Origin of the sequence: Dyadobacter alkalitolerans DSM 23607, assembly GCF_000428845.1 — a bacterium.
GTDB lineage: Bacteria > Bacteroidota > Bacteroidia > Cytophagales > Spirosomataceae > Dyadobacter > Dyadobacter alkalitolerans.
In genome coordinates, this window is record NZ_AUAS01000015.1 from 66712 (window position 1) to 88985 (window position 22274).

At 46.2% G+C, this 22274-nt stretch carries 22 protein-coding genes; 15 read left to right on the plus strand and 7 right to left on the minus strand.

What is annotated here, in order from left to right:
* The first annotated feature begins 18 nt into the window (after nt 1-18).
* The 12 genes from G395_RS0122330 (at nt 19) to G395_RS0122385 (ending at nt 11679) form a co-directional block, all read left to right on the plus strand.
* Complete coding sequence (locus G395_RS0122330) at nt 19-990, plus strand: electron transfer flavoprotein subunit alpha/FixB family protein (RefSeq protein ID WP_026632113.1); 972 nt, start codon at nt 19-21, stop codon at nt 988-990.
* Between the two features lie 242 nt (nt 991-1232).
* Nucleotides 1233-1829, plus strand: a complete 597-nt coding sequence (locus tag G395_RS0122335) for a bifunctional nuclease family protein (protein ID WP_026632114.1) — start codon at nt 1233-1235, stop codon at nt 1827-1829.
* A 133-nt stretch (nt 1830-1962) separates the two neighbouring features.
* The gene (locus G395_RS0122340) at nt 1963-2841 is read left to right on the plus strand and encodes a cell division protein FtsX (protein ID WP_026632115.1); all 879 of its coding nucleotides are present in this window, start codon (nt 1963-1965) and stop codon (nt 2839-2841) included.
* A gap of 53 nt (nt 2842-2894) precedes the next feature.
* A complete protein-coding gene (locus G395_RS0122345; RefSeq protein ID WP_026632116.1) occupies nt 2895-3110 on the plus strand; it encodes a DUF3098 domain-containing protein in 216 nt (71 codons plus the stop codon).
* Nucleotides 3107-3886, plus strand: coding sequence for an undecaprenyl-diphosphate phosphatase (locus tag G395_RS0122350; RefSeq protein ID WP_026632117.1), 780 nt, complete (start codon nt 3107-3109; stop codon nt 3884-3886). Before G395_RS0122345 ends, G395_RS0122350 begins: the two co-directional genes overlap by 4 nt.
* Before the next feature lie 28 nt (nt 3887-3914).
* Nucleotides 3915-4616 carry a tRNA pseudouridine(55) synthase TruB gene (truB, locus tag G395_RS0122355; protein ID WP_026632118.1) on the plus strand — a complete coding sequence of 234 codons (702 nt, stop codon included), beginning with the start codon at nt 3915-3917 and terminating at the stop codon, nt 4614-4616.
* A complete protein-coding gene (locus tag G395_RS0122360) occupies nt 4613-5539 on the plus strand; it encodes a bifunctional riboflavin kinase/FAD synthetase (RefSeq protein ID WP_026632119.1) in 927 nt (308 codons plus the stop codon). The genes truB and G395_RS0122360 overlap by 4 nt, the downstream gene beginning before the upstream one ends.
* A 106-nt stretch (nt 5540-5645) precedes the next feature.
* The gene (locus tag G395_RS0122365; protein ID WP_026632120.1) at nt 5646-7028 is read left to right on the plus strand and encodes a mercuric reductase; all 1383 of its coding nucleotides are present in this window, start codon (nt 5646-5648) and stop codon (nt 7026-7028) included.
* A gap of 4 nt (nt 7029-7032) precedes the next feature.
* Entirely contained in the window at nt 7033-8004 is a 972-nt protein-coding gene (locus G395_RS0122370) for an ABC transporter ATP-binding protein (protein ID WP_026632121.1), read from the plus strand.
* Entirely contained in the window at nt 8004-9581 is a 1578-nt protein-coding gene (locus G395_RS0122375; RefSeq protein ID WP_026632122.1) for an ABC transporter permease/substrate-binding protein, read from the plus strand. The genes G395_RS0122370 and G395_RS0122375 overlap by 1 nt, the downstream gene beginning before the upstream one ends.
* On the plus strand, nt 9553-10719 hold the full coding sequence (gene egtB, locus G395_RS0122380; protein ID WP_035361885.1) for an ergothioneine biosynthesis protein EgtB: 1167 nt from the start codon (nt 9553-9555) through the stop codon (nt 10717-10719). The genes G395_RS0122375 and egtB overlap by 29 nt, the downstream gene beginning before the upstream one ends.
* An 18-nt stretch (nt 10720-10737) precedes the next feature.
* Nucleotides 10738-11679 carry an L-histidine N(alpha)-methyltransferase gene (locus tag G395_RS0122385; RefSeq protein ID WP_026632124.1) on the plus strand — a complete coding sequence of 314 codons (942 nt, stop codon included), beginning with the start codon at nt 10738-10740 and terminating at the stop codon, nt 11677-11679.
* 26 nt (nt 11680-11705) lie between these two features.
* Here G395_RS0122385 and G395_RS0122390 read toward each other — a convergent pair whose 3' ends face one another.
* Complete coding sequence (locus G395_RS0122390) at nt 11706-12131, minus strand: response regulator (protein WP_026632125.1); 426 nt, start codon at nt 12129-12131, stop codon at nt 11706-11708.
* 194 nt (nt 12132-12325) lie between these two features.
* Here G395_RS0122390 and G395_RS0122400 point away from each other — a divergent pair, with 194 nt between their 5' ends.
* Nucleotides 12326-12946 carry a YceI family protein gene (locus G395_RS0122400; protein ID WP_026632126.1) on the plus strand — a complete coding sequence of 207 codons (621 nt, stop codon included), beginning with the start codon at nt 12326-12328 and terminating at the stop codon, nt 12944-12946.
* A gap of 2 nt (nt 12947-12948) precedes the next feature.
* Here G395_RS0122400 and G395_RS0122405 read toward each other — a convergent pair whose 3' ends face one another.
* The 6 genes from G395_RS0122405 to G395_RS0122430 form a co-directional block, all read right to left on the minus strand.
* Nucleotides 12949-13713, minus strand: coding sequence for an SDR family oxidoreductase (locus tag G395_RS0122405; RefSeq protein ID WP_026632127.1), 765 nt, complete (start codon nt 13711-13713; stop codon nt 12949-12951).
* A 94-nt stretch (nt 13714-13807) separates the two neighbouring features.
* On the minus strand, nt 13808-14713 hold the full coding sequence (locus tag G395_RS0122410) for a helix-turn-helix domain-containing protein (protein WP_026632128.1): 906 nt from the start codon (nt 14711-14713) through the stop codon (nt 13808-13810).
* A gap of 38 nt (nt 14714-14751) precedes the next feature.
* Complete coding sequence (locus G395_RS0122415; protein ID WP_035361886.1) at nt 14752-15021, minus strand: UBP-type zinc finger domain-containing protein; 270 nt, start codon at nt 15019-15021, stop codon at nt 14752-14754.
* On the minus strand, nt 15021-16682 hold the full coding sequence (locus tag G395_RS0122420) for a response regulator (protein ID WP_026632130.1): 1662 nt from the start codon (nt 16680-16682) through the stop codon (nt 15021-15023). The genes G395_RS0122415 and G395_RS0122420 overlap by 1 nt, the downstream gene beginning before the upstream one ends.
* Nucleotides 16683-16718: 36 nt before the next feature.
* Nucleotides 16719-18119: an ATP-binding protein gene (locus G395_RS0122425; protein ID WP_026632131.1), complete on the minus strand. Its 1401-nt coding sequence runs from the start codon at nt 18117-18119 to the stop codon at nt 16719-16721.
* Between the two features lie 99 nt (nt 18120-18218).
* Nucleotides 18219-18578: a hypothetical protein gene (locus tag G395_RS0122430; protein WP_026632132.1), complete on the minus strand. Its 360-nt coding sequence runs from the start codon at nt 18576-18578 to the stop codon at nt 18219-18221.
* Nucleotides 18579-18686: 108 nt separating this feature from the next.
* On the opposite strand from G395_RS0122430, the gene G395_RS0122435 reads away from it, so the two are divergent.
* Nucleotides 18687-19439 carry a DUF72 domain-containing protein gene (locus G395_RS0122435; protein ID WP_026632133.1) on the plus strand — a complete coding sequence of 251 codons (753 nt, stop codon included), beginning with the start codon at nt 18687-18689 and terminating at the stop codon, nt 19437-19439.
* 23 nt (nt 19440-19462) lie between these two features.
* Nucleotides 19463-22219, plus strand: a complete 2757-nt coding sequence (gene ligD / locus G395_RS0122440; RefSeq protein WP_026632134.1) for a DNA ligase D — start codon at nt 19463-19465, stop codon at nt 22217-22219.
* The last annotated feature ends 55 nt before the right edge of the window (nt 22220-22274 follow it).

The following is a 22274-nucleotide window of genomic DNA, read 5'->3' on the forward strand; positions in this document are numbered from 1 at the left end:
AATTAAAACAGAAAGAAAATGTCAGTCCTTATATATGTAGAACTGGACAATGGTTCTATCAAAAAAACATCGCTGGAAGCAGTGGCTTACGGCGCAAAAGTGGCGGAGAAAACGGGTGATAAAGCGGTGGTGCTGGCCATTGGCAAGGCGGATGCGTCTGCATTGGAAATTGCCGGAAACTATGGCGCTGTCAAAGTCCTGCATGCCTCGGATGAAAAACTATCGCACGAAAACAGCCTTGCCTATGCGGATGCATTGGCGCAGGCGGCCGGGCAGGAAGGCAGCAAAATCATCATTCTTTCCAAATCCGGCTTAGGCGATGCCATGGCGGCCCGTGCTGCGGCCAAGTTGAAAGCGGGAGTCGTCTCCGGCGTTACAGCTTTGCCTGAGATCAATGGTTCATTTAAAGTAACACGCGGGATTTTTACAGGAAAAGCGTTTGCTACAACCGAATTGAAATCAGATGTAAAAATCCTGGTAGTCAAAAAGAATGTCATCGAGATCAATGAGGATGATGTCGCTTCCGCCAATGCGGTTGTGGAAACATTCTCCCCGCAATTGCGTGATGCTGACTTCAAGGCGTCCGTTGTGAATGTTGAGAAAGCTAATTCTGAACTGTCTCTTACCGAGGCACAGATTATCGTTTCCGGCGGTCGGGGTATGAAAGGGCCTGAGCATTGGCAGCCGCTGGTGGACCTTGCGAAGGCGCTGGGTGCTGCAACGGGATGTTCAAAGCCCGTTTCGGACCTCGACTGGCGTCCGCATCATGAGCATATAGGCCAAACCGGGATTAAAGTTGCACCGAACCTTTACATTGCCTGCGGAATTTCCGGCGCCATCCAGCATCTGGCCGGCGTAAACGGTTCCAAATGCATCGTGGTTATTAATAAGGATCCCGAAGCTCCGTTCTTCAAGGCGGCTGATTATGGAATCGTCGGCGATGTTTTCGAAATTCTGCCCAAACTGACAGAAGCCGCGAAAAATCTCTAAAAAATGCGGTTTCAGGGCATATTGAAATTAATTGTAATAAATACTGATTGGCCGTATTTGAAAAAATAGCTTAAAAATCAGATAATTAAGCCGCTTTATTTCCATCCGGCTGTCAATGAGCATATTCTTAACCCGTACTTCATTTTTTTATGCAGTACGGGTTAATTATTTTTGCAACTTCGAATACATTTTCAGGCAAATTCACCACAACTGTTAACCAAACTTGCGCATTTAGTTTAAACGTGAAAAAAATCAAGTTAGAAATACTCGGGCTGTCTCCAAGCCAATCACAGGCAGGTTCCTTCGCACTGGTTCTGGGCGAAGAGCTGGGTAACCGCCGCCTGCCCATCATTATTGGTGTGTTCGAAGCACAGGCCATTGCCGTTCAGATAGAAAATATTGTCCCAAACCGTCCGATGACGCACGATCTCTTCAAATCGTTCGCGGATGGAATGAATTATACATTGAAAGAAATCGTCATTTCGGACCTGAAAGAAGGCATATTCTACGCCAAGATCGTCTGCACGGACAATCTCAGGGAAGTGGAAATCGACGCGCGTCCTTCCGACGCCATCGCCATCGGCTTACGGTTCGACATTCCTATTTTCACTTACGAGGCCATACTTTCAGAAGCAGGCATCGTGTCGAGCTCTTTAACAGAGGATGAAGAAGACGAGGAAGATGGTGTAAAAGAAACGTTGGGAACAACGGGATCATCCAAAGACCAGCTGCGCGACCTTACATTCGACGAGTTACAGCGCATGCTCGATGACGCACTTTCCAAAGAGGATTACGAAAAAGCTGCCAGCATCCGCGACGAAATGGGCCGGAGAAACTAGTCTGCGCCGTTTTGTTAAAGTTAAAAATAGTTAACAAACCGGCCATTCCTGTCCTTATGCCATTATAATGCTTATTTTTGCCAACGTTCATTCCAGAGTCTGGACCAACTGCTAAGCAAAACCTTACGCTCTTATGCCTAAAAAAAAGAAGATTGGAAGTTATCCCAATGCAATGATTGTAATGAGCCTCACGGCTGCATTGTTCCTGATCGGTTTTTGCGGGCTGCTGGTGATCCAATCCAAAAAACTGGTTTCCATTATCCGTGAAAATATTGAGGTCCGCGTATTCCTGAACAAAGAAGAAACTCAGGCGGGCCAGGATTCCATATTAAAAGTAATACAGGCAAAACCATTTGTTCTTGCATCTACGGAAGTAAAGCCGATCACGTTTGTCTCCAAAGAAGAAGCGGCCAAAGAATTTATTGAAGGCACAAAAGAGGATTTCGTAACTTTTTTAGGAGAAAATCCTTTGCGTGACAGTTATCGTGTAAAAATCCAGGAAGACTATTTCGAAGAAGCCAAATTACAGGCGATCAAGAAGGAACTGGAACAGATTAAAGGCGTTTACGAGGTCGTTTATCAGGAAGATCTGGCAGATAACATTAATCGTAACGTCACCAAAATCTACGTGGTTCTGGCTAGCTTTGCACTGATCATGCTGATCATCATCGTATTGCTCGTTAACAACACCATCCGCCTTGCTATCTATTCCCAGCGTTTTCTCATAAGGAGTATGCAGCTCGTGGGAGCGACTAATGGCTTTATCCAGCGTCCTTATGTTGTGCGCGGCGCCATTCAGGGCCTAATCGGCGGCGTTTTAGCCGGGGCATTATTGGTTGGCTTACAACAGCTTGCAGTTCGCAATGTCGAAGGATTAGGCATGTTGCAGGAGTATGACAAGATTATTATCCTGGTGGCTTCTGTTCTTATTCTTGGTATTTTAATCGGCATAGCCAGCACTTACCAATCGCTTACGCGCTATCTGAGAATGGCCCTGGATGACCTCTACTGAGGCATTCTTTTCAAAAAATATTACCGTTCAGATTATAGTAAATCGCAAAACTGATGAACAACACAAAAAACGAACTACCATTTTCGACATCGAACTACACTACGATGTTAATCGGCATTGCATTGATCCTTGCCGGATTCCTGATCATGACATTCGACAGCACGGAATTCGGTTTCGGCTTTCTGGGATTGACTTTGGGCCCGCTGGTGACGATTAGCGGCTTTATCATCGAGTTTTGGGCGATTCTACGTAAACCCCGTAATTCATGAGTATTTGGCAAGCCATTATTTTAGCAATTGTTGAAGGGATTACCGAGTTTTTGCCCGTTTCTTCTACCGGCCATATGATCATCGCCTCTTCTTTCATGGGGATCAGTCATTTGGAATTCACTAAAATGTTCACGGTTAATATCCAGTTTGGTGCGATATTATCCGTTCTGGTGCTTTACTGGAAGCGTTTTTTCCAGACCACAGATTTCTATTTCAAATTATTTGTAGCGTTTCTTCCGGCCGCTGTCATCGGGTTTTTACTCAATGATTTTATTGATGCCATGCTGGAAAACGTTGTGGTGGTTGCCGTTTCACTGCTTGTAGGCGGGATCATATTGATCTTCATCGACCGCATTGCCAATGATAACACCCGCGAAAGGGAGATTTCCTATTTCGATGCGCTAAAAATCGGTTTTTTTCAATGCATAGCCATGATCCCGGGTGTTTCGAGATCAGCTTCCACCATCATCGGCGGAATGTTGCAGGGGCTTTCGCGCAAGCAGGCAGCGGAATTCAGCTTCTTTCTGGCAGTGCCAACCATGGCAGCAGCAGGCGGCTATAAGTTGCTGAAAACCTACGACACCATTCAAGCGGAAGACATTAAAGTGCTTTTGATCGGGAATGCAGTTGCATTTGTGGTGGCTATGCTGGCTATCAAGTTCTTTATCAGCTTTTTGACCAAATATGGTTTCAAAGTTTTCGGTTATTACCGGATCATTCTCGGGCTGATCCTTTTAGGGTTGCTTGCCTCTGGCTACAAGCTGGACCTTGTCTAAGCGCTTCATTTAATACGCATTCCATAATTTGAATAACGAAAATAACATACCGGACGAAGGCGAAGTCATTCTCATTGACAAGCCTTTGACCTGGACTTCATTTGACGTGGCCAATAAGCTTAAAAGAGCTTGCAAATTCAAGAAAATCGGTCACGCGGGCACATTGGATCCGCTGGCTACCGGCTTGCTTATATTGTGCACCGGCAAAAAAACAAAGCAGATCGACACCTACCAGGCGCAGGAAAAGGAATATACCGGTACATTGGTTTTGGGCAAAACAACGCCCTCTATCGACCTGGAAACCGAATTTGATGCCGAATATCCAACAGATCACATTACCGCAGCAATTCTGGAAAGTGCTCGGCTGGCATTAACAGGCAGCATTGCGCAAACACCGCCGATTTATTCGGCATTGCGTGTCGATGGCGAACGGCTTTATAAGAAGGCGCGGCGCGGCGAGGAAATTGAGATTAAGAAACGCAATGTTGAAATTTCGCTTTTTGAAATTGATGCCACACATTTTCCCTCGGTTGATTTTAGGATCATTTGTTCAAAAGGTACTTATATTCGCAGTATGGTTCGCGATTTCGGTCAGTTGGTGGGCAGCGGCGCTTATATGAGCGCGTTATGCAGGACCCGGATCGGAGCGTTTGAATTGAAGGATGCGTGGAATCTTGCCGATTTCATTCAGCAAAAAAGACTTGAATTGAAGTTAGAAGTGGACGAATGAATATTTATCACAGCCTGGATTCCTTTGAAAAACTGGAATATGGCGTCGTAACAAGTGGCACATTCGACGGTGTGCATCTTGGACATAAAAAAATACTTTCCCGGCTTCGGGAAATCAGTGAACAGTCTGGCGGAGAAACCGTTGTGCTTACTTTCTGGCCGCATCCGCGTATGGTTGTTTCAGATGACAGCCAGGGACTGCAACTCCTTTCAACCATTGATGAAAAGATTGAGCTGTTCTCTGAACTAGGCATTCACCATTTGCTGATCGTCCCTTTTACACGGGCTTTCTCCGAGCTGTCCTGCCACGAGTACATTAAGGAAATCCTTGTTGAAAAGATCGGGACCAAAAAGCTGGTAATTGGCTACGACCATCGTTTCGGGCGCAACCGCGAGGGAAGCTTTGAATTTTTGCAGGAAAATTGTGCTTCCTATGGTTTCGAGGTGGAAGAGATTCCGCGCGAAGACATTGAGGATCTGGCCATCAGTTCTTCCAGGATCCGTAAAGCGTTGGTTACCGGGCATGTAGGTGAAGCGAATGGCCTATTAGGCAGACCCTATACCCTTTCCGGCACTGTGATCAAAGGCAAGCAGCTGGGTCGCACCATCGGCTTCCCGACAGCGAATGTGCATTTGCACGAGTCTTATAAGCTGATCCCGATGAACGGCGTTTACGTCATTCAAGCAACTTACGACGGCGAGAAATTCAAGGGCATGCTGAACATTGGTGTCCGACCGACCGTAGACGGAACCATGCGGACGATCGAAGCCAACTTATTTGATTTTGATAAAGAAATTTATGGCGAAGATTTAAAACTGGAACTGCTGCATTACCTGCGTCCGGAGCAAAAATTCGAAAGTCTGGATATGCTGGTGCGCCAAATTAATGTTGACAAGGAAAATTCCCGGGCTTACTTTTCTTAAAATCTGACGGAATATATTGTAAAAGGCGTGTCCCGACGGCACGCTTTTGTTGTTATTTGGTGTAATTGCATTTGCAAATCTTACATCCCATTAACACACCGCCTCTATGCAACATTACGATGCCATAGTAATCGGTTCCGGACAAGCCGGAACGCCTCTTTCCAAAAAATTAGCCGAGTCTGGCTTAAAAACAGCATTAATAGAAAAAAGATGGGTCGGCGGGACTTGCGTGAACGATGGGTGCTCCCCTACCAAAGCAATGATCGCTTCTGCAAAAGCAGCCTGGTCTGTCTATCACAATAAAAGCTTAGGCGTTATTACCGATCATTTTTATGTTGATTTTTTAGCTATTATAAAGCGTAAGGACGACATTGTGCACCGCATGCGCAGCAATTCCGAGAAAAGCATTCAGGAAACAAAAAACCTGGACTTGTTTTATGGAACCGCAACATTTTCAGGCGATAAGGAAATCACTGTCACATTGAATGATGGCGGAACAGCTGTTTTTACCGCGGATAAATTCTTTCTTAATACAGGAGAAAAACCCTCTGTTCCAAAGATCGATGGCATTGAAAGTGTAAATTACCTGACTTCGACCACCATCATGGAACTCGACAGCATTCCCGAACATTTACTAGTGCTCGGCAGCGGATATATCGGACTGGAATTCGGACAAATGTTCAAGCGATTCGGAAGCAAGGTGACCATTATTGAGCCATCAGAGCGGATCCTAAAAAAAGAAGATGCTGACATTGCGGAGGAAGTTGTTAAGATTTTGAAGGAGGAAGACATTCAGGTTCTTACAAACACCAAAGCGAAATCAGTAACCAACAATGGAGATCATATTGCCGTGACGGTTGATGAAAACGGCAAGGAAACCGTGCTGGAATGCTCGCATATCCTGGTTGCAACAGGCAGAAAGCCGCAAACAAAAGAGCTCGGCCTCGACAAAACCGGTGTGGACGTCGATGAAAAGGGTTATATAAAAGTAAATGATAAGCTGGAAACGTCTGCGGTAGACATTTACGCATTGGGAGACGTGAAAGGCGGGCCAGCGTTCACGCACATTTCATACGACGACTACCGCATCATTACCGAGAATGTTATCAGCAATGGATACGCATCCATAAAAGACAGGCTTGTCCCCTACTGCATGTTCATCGATCCGCAGCTCGGCCGCGTGGGCATCACGGAACAGGAAGCACGCGAGCAAGGCCTGGACATACTTGTAGCGACGATGAAAAATGACAGCGTTGCACGCTCCATTGAAACCGGCGACGAACGCGGAATGATGAAAGCGGTGATCGACGCCAAAACGAAACAAATCCTGGGCGCTTCGGTCCTGGCCGAACAAGGCGGAGAAATCGTGACCATTCTGCAGATGGCCATGATGGGAAATGTTACGTACGACCGCCTGATGAACGGCGTCTTCGCGCACCCTACTTATGCGGAATCGCTGAACAATCTTTTCATGTCGCTGGAACAGTAAACTCATGATCATTGCCGAACGCATTAGCAAAGTTTTTAATGATATCCGGGCAGTTGATGACATTTCTTTTGAAGTAAAAGAAGGCGAAACCATGGTATTGCTGGGCACAAGCGGATGCGGAAAGACCACAACATTGAAGATGCTTAACCGACTGATCGACGCCTCGGGTGGTTTTATTTCCATCAATGGCCAGAATATCTTTGATCAGCAACCGGAATTGCTCAGACGTACAATCGGTTACGTTTCCCAGAGCAATGGTCTTTTCCCACATTATTCGGTTGAGGAAAATGTATCGGTTGTTCCAAAGCTATTGAAATGGGATAAGGCCAAAACCCGCAAAAGAGCACAGGAGTTACTGAACCAGTTGAAGCTTCCGCTGGAAGCGTTCGGTCACAAATATCCCGATGAACTCAGCGGCGGCCAGCAGCAGCGTGTTGCCATTGCGCGTGCGCTCATTTCTGATCCGCCCGTTTTATTAATGGACGAACCTTTCGGTGCGCTTGACCCGATTACGCGCGCTGGCGTGCGCAAGGAATTTCTAGAATTGCCTGAATTGAAACAAAAAACCATCGTGCTCGTAACCCACGATGTGCAGGAAGCATTTGAGCTCGGAGACAGCATTTGTTTAATGGATAAAGGTAAAATCGTCCAGACCGGAACCGCAAAAGAGCTGATCCTGAAACCCGCGAATACATTTGTCCGAACATTCTTTGATCACCAGCGCTTGTTTCTCGAACTGAGCGCGGTCACCTTTGAGTACATTTGGGATGTTGTTACTACTGCTGATTTTGATGCCGTTAATAACGCGCCTAATGCTGAAGTGAATGCTAAAACGAGCTTATGGTCGGGCATGGAGCTCCTTTCAAAATCCGGAAATGAGGCGCTGGCTGTTCGTAATCAGGCTGCGAATAAATTAAAGTTGTTCACGACTTCCAATATTCAGGAAGCTTACAAAAAGTTAAAACAGCAGATTTAATGGAAGTGCAGCAAAGTTTGTGGGAATTCATCGCGCAGCAATCCGATAAACTTTGGAGCCAGACGCTTGCGCACATCGGGTTGACATGTATTTCTTTGCTGATTGCCGTCCTGATAGGACTGCCGCTGGGAATCTGGATCGCGAAGCGAAATAAGGCGGCATGGCTCGTCCTGGGCATTGCTGGCGTGTTGCAGACCATTCCGAGCATCGCATTGCTTGGCTTTATGATCCCGCTGCTGGGCATCGGCGCGCTTCCGGCGATCAATGCGTTGTTTTTGTATGCGTTGCTCCCGATCATTAGGAACACTTATACGGGCATTCGCGGCGTAAATCCGGCCGTGACGGAAGCTGCCCGCGGAATGGGCATGAGCAGCTCGCAGGTTTTGTTTAATGTGGAGCTTCCGCTTGCTATGCCGGTGATCCTGGCTGGGATTCGCACGGCGACGGTCATTAATGTGGGCGTTGCGACCCTTGCAGCATACATTGCAGCGGGCGGTTTGGGCGAATTTATTTTCGGAGGCATTGCATTGAATAATTCGAACATGATCCTCGCCGGAGCGATCCCGGCTGCATTGCTCGCCATATTTTTTGATATGCTGCTGTCTTTGGTTCAAAGAGCGAATGTCAGGAAAATGCGCAAGGTGTCCGTCATTCTGCCGGTTTTACTGCTCTTGCTATCCTCATTTTACATATTCCCTTATGCAGATGCGAAAATTCTGGGTGGCTTTACGCCTGAGTTTATGGGGCGTGAAGATGGTTATCTGGGTTTGAAATCAAAATACAAACTGGATATGCCGACCGTTGTGATCAGCGATGCAGTAATGTACAAGGCGGCATATGAAAAGAAAATCGATGTCATCAGTGGTTATAGCACGGATGGGAGGCTTAAAGCGTACGATCTTATTACATTGGAAGATGACAAACGCATTTTTCCGCCCTATTATGCCTCTCCATTGGTTAGAAAAGAGGTTTTGCTTCAATTTCCGGAACTGGAAAGTGCATTGAATCTCTTGTCCGGAACGATTAACGATTCGATCATGACCGATCTGAATTACAGGGTTGATTACCTGAAACAAAGCCCGGAAAAAGTAGCGCATGATTTTATTTTGGCTAATAATCTTTATAAAAAGCCTCGAAACGGAAACAAAGGCACGATCCGGCTGGGCTCCAAAATCTTTGCCGAGCAATACATTCTGATCAACATGTACAAAGCGCTGATCGAAGGGAATACGGATTTAAAAGTTGAAACAAAAACGGGACTTGGCGGAACGAAGATCTGTTTTGATGCATTAACCAATAACGAGATCGATATGTACCCTGAATACACAGGAACGGGGCTTTTAGTGATCCTGAAACCGCCTAAAAACGACCTGGCAGCACTTGCAGGCAGTCGTGAGAAGGTTTTTAGTTACGTTCAAAACGGCTTTGACGAGCAGTATAACCTAAAATGGCTCAAACCAATCGGTTTCAATAATGCCTATGCTTTGATGATGCGCAAAGAACAGGCACAGTCATTGAATATAAGAACTATTACAGATTTAAAAGAATATGTATCCGCTGACAACCACCGCCATTAATGAAGCATACAATCGTGTGAGGCAACATTCGGAAACGATTTGTGAGCCCCTTGAAACCGAAGACTATGTCCCGCAGCCTGTTCCGTTTGTAAGTCCGCCTAAGTGGCACCTGGCGCATTCGACATGGTTTTTTGAAACATTCATTCTTAAACCTTTTCACCCCGGATACCAGGTTTTTGATAACGACTACAACTATCTGTTCAACAGTTATTATAACAATGTAGGCGAACGCACCCTGCGCACCGACAGGGGAAATGTTACACGGCCAACGACCAAAAATGTGTACGCTTACCGGCAACATGTGGATCGTCATATGTCCGACCTGCTCGAAACATTAACAGATCCCGAAGCATTAACGCTGGTGCAACTGGGCCTGCACCACGAGCAGCAACATCAGGAATTGCTCGTTACGGACATCAAATATATCCTGGGCCATAACCCTTTGTTTCCGGTTTACAAATCGGGCTATAATCTGGTGAATGACGTTAATGAAGACTCCGGATTTGCTCAGGTTACGGAGGGCGTTTACGAGATAGGGTTCAACGGCCCCGGCTTTTGCTTTGATAATGAACTGGGCAGGCATAAAGTGTATCTGCACGATTTTGAAATTTCCAAAACGCTGGTTACCAATGCTGAATACATTGAATTTATGGAAGCGGGCGGTTATCAGGATTTTAACCTGTGGCTGGATGCAGGCTGGTCGTGGATCAACGACAACGCGATCAATGCTCCCATGTACTGGCATAAAATAAGAGGAGCCTGGCATTACTATACGCTGGACGGGTTACAGCCAGTGAACCCGGAAGCGATCCTGAGCCACATTAACCTTTACGAAGCTTCCGCCTATGCGCAATGGAGAGGCATGCGGTTACCAACCGAAGCGGAGTGGGAAATTGCATCGGAGCAGTTCCAATGGGGCAAGCGCTGGGAATGGACGAATAGCGCTTACTTGCCCTACCCCGGCTTTTCGAAGGCTCCGGGTGCCGTAGGCGAATACAACGGAAAATTTATGATTAACCAAATGGTGCTCCGTGGGGCATCTGTTGCAACTTCGCCTGAGCATAGCCGCAAAACTTACCGCAACTTTTTTCAAGCACACGAACGCTGGCAATACACGGGCATCAGGCTGGTGAAGTAATTGAATTAACACAACAATATGTCGGACAATACATTCGCAAAAGATATACACAAAGGCCTTTCGGCGCCACTGAAGCACATTTCTTCCAAATATTTCTATGATGATATAGGCAGCGTCATTTTTCAGGATATCATGAAAATGCCGGAATACTACCCTACTGCCTGTGAATTTGAAATTCTGTCATTGCAGGGAAACCAGATCATCGAAAGACTAAACTTTGATCAGCCTTTTAACATTGTGGAATTCGGAGCTGGTGATGGCATTAAGACGCGCCAATTGCTTAAAACACTGGTTGAGAACGGGGTGCAATTCTCTTATGTGCCCATTGATATCTCCGCAAAAGCCATAGAAGAGCTGGAAGCTAATATGCTCGACCATCTGCCTGATTTACAGATCAAACCGATGATCGGGAATTACTTTTCCATGATAGAGGAGCTGGCTTCTTCCGAAACGCCCAGCTTGTTTCTTTTTCTGGGCGGCAACATTGGCAATTATGAAAAAGATGAGGTGAACGATCTGCTCACCAGCTTCAACCAAAGCATGAAGCCAGGAGACAAATTGCTGACGGGCTTCGATTTACAGAAAAACCCGGCTACAATCCGCAACGCTTATGATGATCCGCAGGGCATTACCAAAGCATTCAATATGAATCTCCTCACCAGGATCAATCGCGAACTGGGCGGGAACATCAAAACCAATCAATTTGACTTCTACTCCCATTACAACCCTATCAATGGTGAAGTGAGAAGTTACCTGGTAAGTCTGGTAGTGCAGAAAATCCATCTGCAGCGTATAGACAAATGCTACGATTTCGCCCAGAACGAGCTGATCCGTACGGAGTTATCTAAAAAATATACATTAAAAGAAATTGAAGAAACCGCAGATAATAATGGCTTCAAAGTGATCGAACACTTCCTGGATTGCAAGCATTATTTCACAGATAGCCTTTGGGTGAAATAGTTGCCCGACATTGAATGCTGCATGTCCTATACGTAATTATTCGGGTGCAGACAGCTCTGCCAATATTCGAAGATGGTGCCGATCCGTTTTTTCAGATCTTCAAAACTATTCTCCTTTTTGAAAAATCCCTGGATCGTGGCCTCATAGGCTACTGAAATGATGTGGGGATTGTCTGCGGTGCTTAAAAACACGAACGGGATTGACTTTTTCTTTAAATACTCATTCTGCTCAATGCGCTGGCGGAGTTCCAGTCCGTTCATAACCGGCATGTTGATATCACAGAAAATGATGAACGGCTGCTCCGCAGTCGTTTCAAGGAAAAGCAATGCTTCCAGACCATTTGAGAAGAAAATAATCGGGTTTGGTATCTGCAATTCCTCTACGATGCTTTTAAGCAAAAACTGGTCATCGGAATCGTCTTCAATCAATATGATAGGCCCTTTTACTGACATTACAGGGGATTTAGTTCTAGTTCCTCTTTGTAAATATCACATTTATTCAAACGAATACCTATTCCGAAGTCAATTACGGATAATTCGTCTCGCGTAGGTTTTACTCCGTTTCGCGTAGGCGCTTCCGTGCGTGCACGCCTTAGTTTTGCATCATTAATCAAAGCCATGATCAAGCAACCAAAACAAAAACAACAATGAAAAAGCAACTTTTTAGTCTATTAGCCTCAATTTCAATTGCATTCGGTTGCGCAGATCACGATGTGCAATCAACAAATTACAAGCTCGATGAATCCGTTTCCGTCGCGGAATGGAAAGGATATCTCAGAAATGAGTATTTCAATGAAGGTTCCATTGCCATCAAAAGTGAAAGCCTGGTCATTCGTGAAGGACAGGTCAAGAGCGGTTCTTTCACCATTCCGATAGCCTCTATCGTCAACTTTAACCTGCCGACAGAGGAATTGAAGCATGCGCTGGTGCACCATTTACAAAGCCCGGACTTCTTTAATATGGCGCTTCACCCGGAAGTAAAGTTCAACATTACAGGCGTCGCGTCTTACAGCGGAACTGGTGAAAATGTAATTGCAGGCGCCGATCAACTGGTGACCGGGAATTTAACGATGCTAGGAATCACGCATTCAATCTCATTTCCTGCCAAAATTGATTTGAACGGAGATAATCTGAAAGTGGAGGCTAAACTAAAAATAGACCGGACCAAATGGGGTATCACCTACGCCACCGATCCTGCCTTACCAGACGATGCGGTCATCAAAAACGATATTGACCTGCATTTAAAACTCGCCGGAAAAAAGATATAACATTAAAGGTTCATCCCACCCGAGGCCTCGATCCGCTGGGCATTGATCCAGCGGGCGCCCTCGGTGCAAAGGAACGCAACCACCGCGCCAATGTCCTGCGGCTCGCCTACCCGGCCCAATGCAGTAATGGAATTGATCTGCGCTTCCAATCCTTCGTGCGCCTTGAATGCTCGTTCAGTGAAGTCGGTGTGAATGATCCCGGGTGCTACGATATTCACGGTAATGCCTCTGTGCCCCAATTCTTTCGCCAGATATTTGGTTAGGACTTCAATAGCGCCTTTCATAGATGCATATGCTGCGTAACCCGGTGTTGCAAAACGGGTTAGCCCAGTGGAAAGGTTGATGATACGGCCATTATCCGCAATGTAAGGCAATGCTTTCTGGGTCAGAAAGTAAACGCCCTTGAAATGCACATTCATTAATGCATCAAAATCCTCCTCCGTTGTATCAGTGAATCTAGAATTGGCATCTATGCCGGCATTATTGATCAGAGAATCGAAAGTTTTGCGGTTCCAGGTAATTTCCAGAACGGATTGAAGATCCGTAAAAAATGTATCGAAAAGCTTTGTATTTGCCGTATCCAGCTGCATAGCGACGGCTTTTCTGCCCATGGCCTCGATCGTCTTCACAACTTCAAGCGCTTCCTGTTCCTTGCTGCGATATATGACAATAATGTCGGTTCCTTGCTGAGCGAGATTGAGCGCCATATTTTTCCCTAATCCTCTGCTGGCGCCTGTTATCAGAGCTATTTTATTTCCTTGTTCCATCTTTCTGTTAGTTTGATTTTTGATGGAACAAAGTTATGCCATGTAGCAGACGCAAGCTTGCCGCTTTCAAATCAAAACTTACAAAAATCAAATCTCATGCCCGAAATGCACGAGGACTTAATGCTATGTGTTTTTTGAAGAGGTTATTAAAGTGTGAAGGTTCCTCGAATCCGAGGCTGTACGCGATCTCGGAAATGTTCCAGTCTGTGTGTTTCAGCAAGATCTTGGATTCTTTGATAATACGCTCAATGATGAGTTCAGTAGTGGTTTTGCCCGTCACCATCTTCAAAACCTTATTGAGATAATTAACATGGATCGTCAGCTGATCCGCATAATCCTTTGCCGAACGGAACATCAGTTTCTGGTGCGGGGGCTCGATGGGAAACTGGCGTTCGAGCAGCTCAATAAAAAGGGAAGAAACGCGCTTATGCGCATTGGTTTCATTAAAAAGACCTGTGGCAGGCTGTAACTTCTGCCCGCTATGAATCAGTTCGAGCACATAATTACGCAGCAGATCATATTTGAATGCGTAATCGGAAGAAACTTCTTTGAACATTTTATTGAAAATGTGCTTAACGTCCGCAAGCTGCTCATCGTTCAGGAAAAAAATTGGCACATTACCGGGCCTGAAAACGGGCAAATCCTTCAATAGAATCCCGCTGTTGGTCTGGGTAAGGAAATCTTCTGAAAAAATACAGAACATTCCGGATTGCTTGTCATCTAGTGCCTCCCAGTTATAGGGAATCTGGGGTGTGGCAAAAAGCAATGCATTTTCTTGAATGTCAATAACTTTATCCGCATACTCCGCACGGTTTCTGCCGATGATCAGGCTGATCTTATAGTAAGCCCGCCGGTTGTAAGGAACTGCTTTCGGCTTGGAATCCCTGAAAAGATCCTCCGTCCGGAAAATGTTGAAATGGCCGATCTCCTTCTGGACTGGCTCCGGGATCAGCTGTGAAGTATCTTTATAAAATTCCGGGATTGAAGTCGGTTTTTCCATAGACGAAGTTACAAAATTCAATCCCGAAATTTCAATGCCTAATTGTATTCGACAAATGATTCATCCTTGTAACACCAAAGCCATTGTTCGCCGGGCTCTGCCGAGCTGGCAACGGGGTGGCCGGTTTGGTGATAATGCTGCGTCATGTGTTTTGCCGGCGAGCTGTCACAGCATAATGTTGCGCCGCAGGTCTGGCAGGTCCGCAGGTGCAGCCATCTGCCGTCCACTTTCACGCATTCCTCGCATACGTGAGCAGCCTCTTTTTTGATTTCGGTGATTTTCTTAATGTGTTGACAAACCTGATCCATTATACTTCACTTAAATATTGGTGAACAAAACTAATCGACATAGAACCTTCTCCGACTGCGGAAGTGACACGGTTCATAGCACCGGCACGTACGTCGCCTGCGGCAAAAATGCCGGGAGAGCTGGTTTCGAGCAAATAAGGATCACGCTGCATTTTCCAGACCTGCCGGAAACTCTTGTGGCTCTTCATATCGCGGCCGGTTTCTATAAACCCTTTGTTGTTTTTAATGATCTGTAAACCAACCCAGTCTGTATAAGGTCTCGCCCCGATAAAGATGAACAGCGCATCGGCCGGAACCTCACGCTCTTCTGAGGAATTGAGGTCAACCAATCTCAAAGCTTCCAAATGCTCGTCCCCTTTTGCTTCCATAATTTCCGTACAACCCAGTATCGAGACATTATCTGTGTTTTTGATCTGGTCAATGAGGTAGGACGACATCGAAGAAGTCAGATCGTTCTTGCGGACGATAATGTAAACGTTTTTGGCGAATTTGGATAAATACATGGCTGCCTGGCCTGCCGAGTTACCTCCGCCGAGCACGTAAACATCCTTGTTACCGCAGGAACTGGCTTCTGTGCTGGCCGCGCCATAGTAAATGCCCTTGCCTGTAAATTCCGCTATTCCTTTGGTTTCCAGCTTGCGATAGTCAACGCCCGTCGTGATAACGACGGCTCTCGCATTGATTTCCGTATCATCTTCCAGCACGATGGTCTTGTACTGATCCTTCAATTTGATCTCCTTCACCGACTGCGGCGAAAGGAATTCTGTTCCGAAACGCGTGGCTTGTGTAATGGCCCTTCTCGTCAATTCCGACCCGCTCAAACCCGCCGGAAAGCCCAGGTAATTCTCAATCCTGGAACTCGTACCAGCCTGACCACCAGGCGCTTTGCGCTCGATCAATAAAGTACTTAAACCTTCTGACGCGCCGTATACGGATGCTGCCAGCCCAGCCGGACCAGCACCGATAATGACCACATCGTAAACTTGCAGCTTCACCTTCGCATTCAATCCGATATGTGAAGCTACATCCAGTAACGATGGCGTTTTCAGGATCGTCCCATCTTCGAAAATGACCGTCGGAAAGTCGGTGGGACAAAGTCCGTTGGTTTTGATGATCTGCTTGCCGACATCACTCGAACTGGCGTCCATCCATGAATACGGGACGAGATTGCCCGCAAGAAAATCCTTGATCTCATGGGACTTAGGAGAGAATTGATAACCTATCACTTTAATGCCTGTAAAGTCAGGACGGTAATTGGCCTGCCAGTCGTGCAGCAATTCATCAATGGCGGGATACAGCTTTTCTTCGGGCGGGTCCCATGGTTTCATCAGATAATAATCCAGCCGCACCTCGTTAATCGCCTTAATGGCCGCATCTGTATCTGAGTAAGCAGTCAGTAAAACCCTTTTAGCGAAAGGAAAAATAGCCATTGCTTTTTCCAGGAAATCAACGCCCTGCATCTCCGGCATGCGTTGATCGGAAACGAATATGGCCACTTCTTCGCCTTTGTTTTGAAGTTCGACCAGGCTTTCCATGGCTTCGCTAACGGAGGAAGTGCTCAGTACGCGGTATCTGTCCCTATATTGGGCTTTCAGGTCGCGGCTGATCGCCCGCAAAACCTGTGGATCGTCGTCAATTGAAAATATAATGGGCAAACCCATAGTAGACTGCTGTTAAAGGGTAAAAAGAAATCTAAATTAATTATTGATAGGAAAACAAACTAAAAATTCCGTCTTACCCGGGGCACTGTGCAATGTTACCGAGCCGTGGTGCTGCTTTATAATGCGTATGACCACGTCCAGGCCCAATCCCGTGCCTTTTCCAACTGACTTTGTTGTAAAAAACGGATCGAAGATTTTGTTCTTGATTTCGGCCGGAATACCCGGACCATTATCACAAATGGAGACTTTTACAAACTCCTTATCATGATGTGTAATGATCCGTAGTTCCGGATCAGGCTGATTTTCCAGCGCATCTACTGCATTGTCAATCAGGTTTGTCCAGACCTGATTGAGCTCGCCCACCATCACTTTAACATGCGGCAGACTGAGATCAAACTCTTCTGTAACTTTAATATTAGCTTTTTTCAACTTATAATTCAGCATCGTGAGCGTATTTTTGATGCCGACGTGAATGTCTATCACTTCTTTTTCCCCGCCCCTGTCCATGTGCGTGAATGTCTTCACCGATCCCACCAGATCAGCGATCCTTTTGGACGCTTCCTGAATGTCGGCTACCATCCGCTCCGTGGTCAGGTTGTTGTTGATCCAAAGCAGTATCGGGGAAAAATCATCTTTGTTGATTTTGCTTTTAAGCTCTTCCAGATCATCCTCGGTGATGCCAAATTCTACAATATTTTCCGCAATATCGTCGCATTCCCCAATGCTGTTCATATCAAGCCAGTCCAGGATTTGGTCCTCACGCTCGGAACGCTGCATCATGCTCATCACCGGCCTGTCCTTCGTAGCCATGATTTGAAGCATTTTCTCATTGATGAGCTCAATTTCTTCCGGGGAAAGGTGAATGGAGATCAGCTTTTTGAACGCTCCGGGCTGCAACAAAAGGTGTTTTTTCAAAGAAACAGAACCTCTTACAATCGCCGCAGCAGGATTATTAAGCTCATGGGCGAGGCCTGCTGACAATTTCCCAAGCGCCATCATTTTCTCATTCTGCTGCTCCAATTCAGTGAATTCGCGTACACGGGACGTCATTACGATCACCAGCGCCTGGGTAAGCTCATAATGCGAAATGATCAATTCGCGCATCAGCTCAACCGGGAACGTCATGATCTGCGTCAATTCCGTGCACTGGCCATAAGCCACGCCAACTTTTCCTCGCGAAAATGGCAGGGACCCGGTTATAGTGCCGGGAAGCAGCTCAGCAATAAATAGTTTTGCATTGTTTTGAATGCGGTATAACTCAATCCGGCCGGAAAAGATGACGTGGGTGCCGGTTAGAGGCTCGCCCGGCGATGTCATAAATTCGCCTTCCGGCAATTCGTAATGCTTACTTCTGTCGATCATCCATTGCAGCTGATCGTCAGGCACATCCTGAAAAACCTTGATGGCTTTCAGTTCTCCAACGGTGATATCCTTCATAAAATAAACGGCTTGACGTAACTCAATGTCCCAATTTCGAAATAATTGAGGATTTGACGGAAATTTTTTTACGCAAACCTGCCGAATTCGGCTGTGAAGCTATGCGGCCCCTCCTGAAACAACGCGGTTATAGAGCTTGTATTCAGGAAACCCGCTTATATGCTCGGCAAGACTGATCTCAACCCAATCGCGGTTTGCCTGATGCACAAAAACACCATTGCAAGCGGGAAATAGCGCTTTCAGAATCTCCATCGACGCTTCTTCCATATTTACTTCTTCATGGCCCAACTCGCCGGAGTGATAATAACCCCTGCAAAGTCCCATGGAAGTTTCAAATTCTATCTTAACCAAACTCCCCGAAAGCTCCTCTTGCAAACTTTCAACAATAATCTCTTCACGAAGGTCTTCCGCAGTTCCCAAAGTTTCCTCCTGTTCGCCAAGAATATCGATAATGCTCATCACAAAATGATTTGGTAAGCAACCAACAACGAAAAAACCATTCCTGCCAGCGGCTCAGCGCCAAGTCGGTATGATTATTTTATTCAATCGTTCCCACATCATCACGTTATGAAAGCAACGGATCGCATACATATTGGGACTTCCGGGTGGAGCTATAAGCATTGGAAAGGGATCTTTTATCCAAATGAAATGAAGCCGACCGATTACATTTCTTTCTATGCGGACCACTTTTCCGTCTCTGAGCTGAATGGTAGCTTTTACAAACTGCCTACCCAGGAAACAGTCCTAAAATGGATCACGATGGTGCCTGAGGATTTCCTGTTTTGTCCCAAAATGAGCCGTTATCTGAGTCATATGAAGAAGCTACATGACCCGGAAGAGCCCTTACAGCGCTTTTTCAACATTTTTGAACCAGTCAAACAACACCTGGGACCTGTGCTGATCCAGCTGCCTGATAATGTAAAGTTTAACGAAGCGGTTGTCAGGCCATTTTATGAATTACTTCAAAGCGATTACAGTGATTACCGTTTCGCCATGGAAGTAAGGGATGAATCCTGGTTCTCCGATGAAAGCCTCAAACTGCTGAAAAAACACAAGGTAACCCTCGTTTTCGCACAGTCGGAGAAGTTTCCCTATTATGAAGAAATCACTGCCAAAGACATCTTTATCCGCTTTCACGGCCCGGAATCGCTATATAGTTCTTCGTATTCCGATGAGACGTTGAAAGAATATGCACTGAAATTCGGCGAATGGGTTAAGCAGGGCCACGAGGTTTGGGCCTTTTTTAACAACGACGTCGGCGGTCATGCACTCCAAAACGGTGCGAAACTTAAAGAGCTTGTCGCCGAGCTGACAGACTAATGTTCCATTAAACCACTAAAACCATGAGCCTGACCAAATACAACGAGAAACGTTCCTTTGAAAAAACACCTGAACCAAAAGGCGGTAAAGCTGATTCGGAAGAACTCATTTTTGTCATCCAGAAACATCATGCGTCCAGGCTGCATTACGATTTCAGGCTGGAAATGGATGGTGTGCTGAAAAGCTGGGCGGTTCCCAAAGGCCCGTCGCTGGACCCGGCAACGAAGCGGCTGGCCATGATGGTGGAGGATCATCCTTATGATTATAAAGATTTCGAAGGCATAATCCCGAAAGGTAACTATGGGGCAGGCACGGTAATGGTTTGGGATGAAGGCACTTATGAGCCATTGGAAGAAGCAAAAACAAAGAAAGAGAAAGAAGAAATACTACTCAAAGAACTTTCATCCGGCTCCGTGAAGATCCGGATGAAAGGCAAAAAACTGAAAGGTGAATTTGCATTGGTCAAAACAAAAGGCATGTCGGAGAACTCCTGGCTGCTCATTAAGCACCGGGATAAATTTGCTTCGGACGCGGACATTACGAAAAAAGACAAATCGGTTATCTCAAACAAAACACTTGAAGGAATAAAAGCGACCACAGACAACGTTTACGGGGAATCGAAAGAAGACAAAAAGAAGGCCGATAAAGCCGAAAAAAAGAAAGATAAAGATAAGGAAGACGAAGCCGCTCCGATCGACGAATATATAGAGAATGAAAAGGATGATAAATCCGACGAAAAAAGTGCCGCAGCGCTCTTAAAGAAAGGGAAAAAAGCAGCATTTCCAGACGACATCGTGCCTATGCTCGCTACGCTCGTAGACGCACCTTTCGATGATCCCGGTTGGGAATATGAGGTCAAATGGGATGGTTACCGCGCCATTGCCTACATGAATAAAGGCGTTACAGAGCTGAAATCACGCAATAAAAAATCTTTCAACGACAAGTTCTATCCCATCCATGAAGGCCTTTGCGATTGGAAAATCAATGCGGTGCTGGATGGTGAAGTTGTTGTGATCAATGAAAAAGGCCATTCGGATTTTGGCGCTCTGCAAAACTGGCGGAGCGAGGCGGACGGTGAATTGATTTACTATGTGTTCGATATTCTTTGGTATGAAGGTAAAAGCCTGATGCATTTGCCGCTGACCGAGCGGAAAGCCATTCTGCAAAGCATTGTTACTGAGGACAGTCCGGTCCGGATTGGTTACAGCATTGCTTCGGAGGGAACCGCTTTTTTTGATGCTGCACGGGAAATGGGGCTTGAAGGCATTATCGCTAAACGATCAGACAGCCCTTATCTCGCCGGGCTGCGGACGAATGACTGGCTTAAAATCAAGGTTAACAAGCGGCAGGAAGTGATCGTTGCCGGTTATACGCGTAATGCAGGCACGTCAAAACATTTCAGCGCGCTGCTACTTGCTGCCTATGATCAGGGCGTTTTGCAGTATGTGGGGAAAGTGGGGACTGGTTTTAAGGATAAGCAGCAAAAGGAAATGCTGGAACTGTTTAAGCCGCTGGAAACAGAGAACAGCCCATTTAAGGAAACGCCGGACTACAACAAACCTTCCCGTTTCCGGCCCAATCCGCCCAAGGCAAATGCAACCTGGCTTAAACCGGAGCTGGTTTGTGAAGTAAGTTTTACAGAAGTGACTTCGGACGGCGTATTCAGGCATCCGTCATTTGAGGGAATGCGTGAAGACAAGAAGGCGAAAGACGTGGTCCGTGAGATAGAGCAGCCTACCGGGCAAGTGGTTGACGAGGAGAAGAAACCGGAAGCTAAGTCTGCCGAAAAGTCGGAGAAAAATGATGAAATTATTTCAAAGCCTGCAAAATCGAAACGTAAAACACTGCTTAATCCAACCGACGAGACGCAGGTCAGGAAAATCAATGGTAATGAGGTGAAGTTTTCAAACCTGAGCAAGATTTTCTGGCATCAGGAAAAACTAACCAAGCGAGATCTGATCAACTACTATTATCAGATAGCGCCTTTCATATTGCCCTACCTGGAAAGAAGACCGTTGTCTTTGAACCGCTATCCGAATGGGATTGACGGCAAAAGTTTTTATCAAAAAGATGTTACAGGTAAAGTGCCGGCCTGGGTGGAAACATTTCCTTACACTTCCAACGACGAAGAACAGGAAAAGAATTTCATGATATGCAATGATGAAGCTGCATTGCTATATATGGCTAATCTGGGTTGCATTGATATGAACCCCTGGAACAGCCGCACCAACAAACCCGACAACCCCGACTGGTGCCTGCTGGACCTGGATCCGGACACAACCAACACATTCGAACAAGTGATAGAAACCGCACTCGTTATCAAGCAGCTGCTGGACTCGTTGGACATTAAAAGTTATTGCAAAACCTCCGGCTCGACAGGCCTGCACATTTACATTCCGCTGGGCGCCAAATATTCGTACGATCAATGTCAACTCTTTGCGCAATGGGTTGCGAGCCAGGTGCAGCAGGAATTGTCTGGCTTCACCAGCATCGAGCGGATGACCAAAAACCGGAAGGGAAAATTGTACATCGATTATCTCCAGAACAGGCCAAAGGCAACGCTTGCAGCCCCCTATTCAGTGCGGCCCAAGCCAGGCGCAACGGTGTCGATGCCGCTGCACTGGGAAGAGGTAAAGATTGGTTTGCAGCTGCGCCATTTTACGATTCTGAATGCAATGGACCGGTTGGAAAATGAAGGAGATCTGTTTCAACCCGTGCTTGGCGAAGGCATTGACCTGGAAGCGGCGATAGGAAAAATCGAGGCGGAAAATAAGGAATGACACGGGTCTTTTTGCCCGTGTTAACGATCACACATCCCGGACCGGGGATATCCGA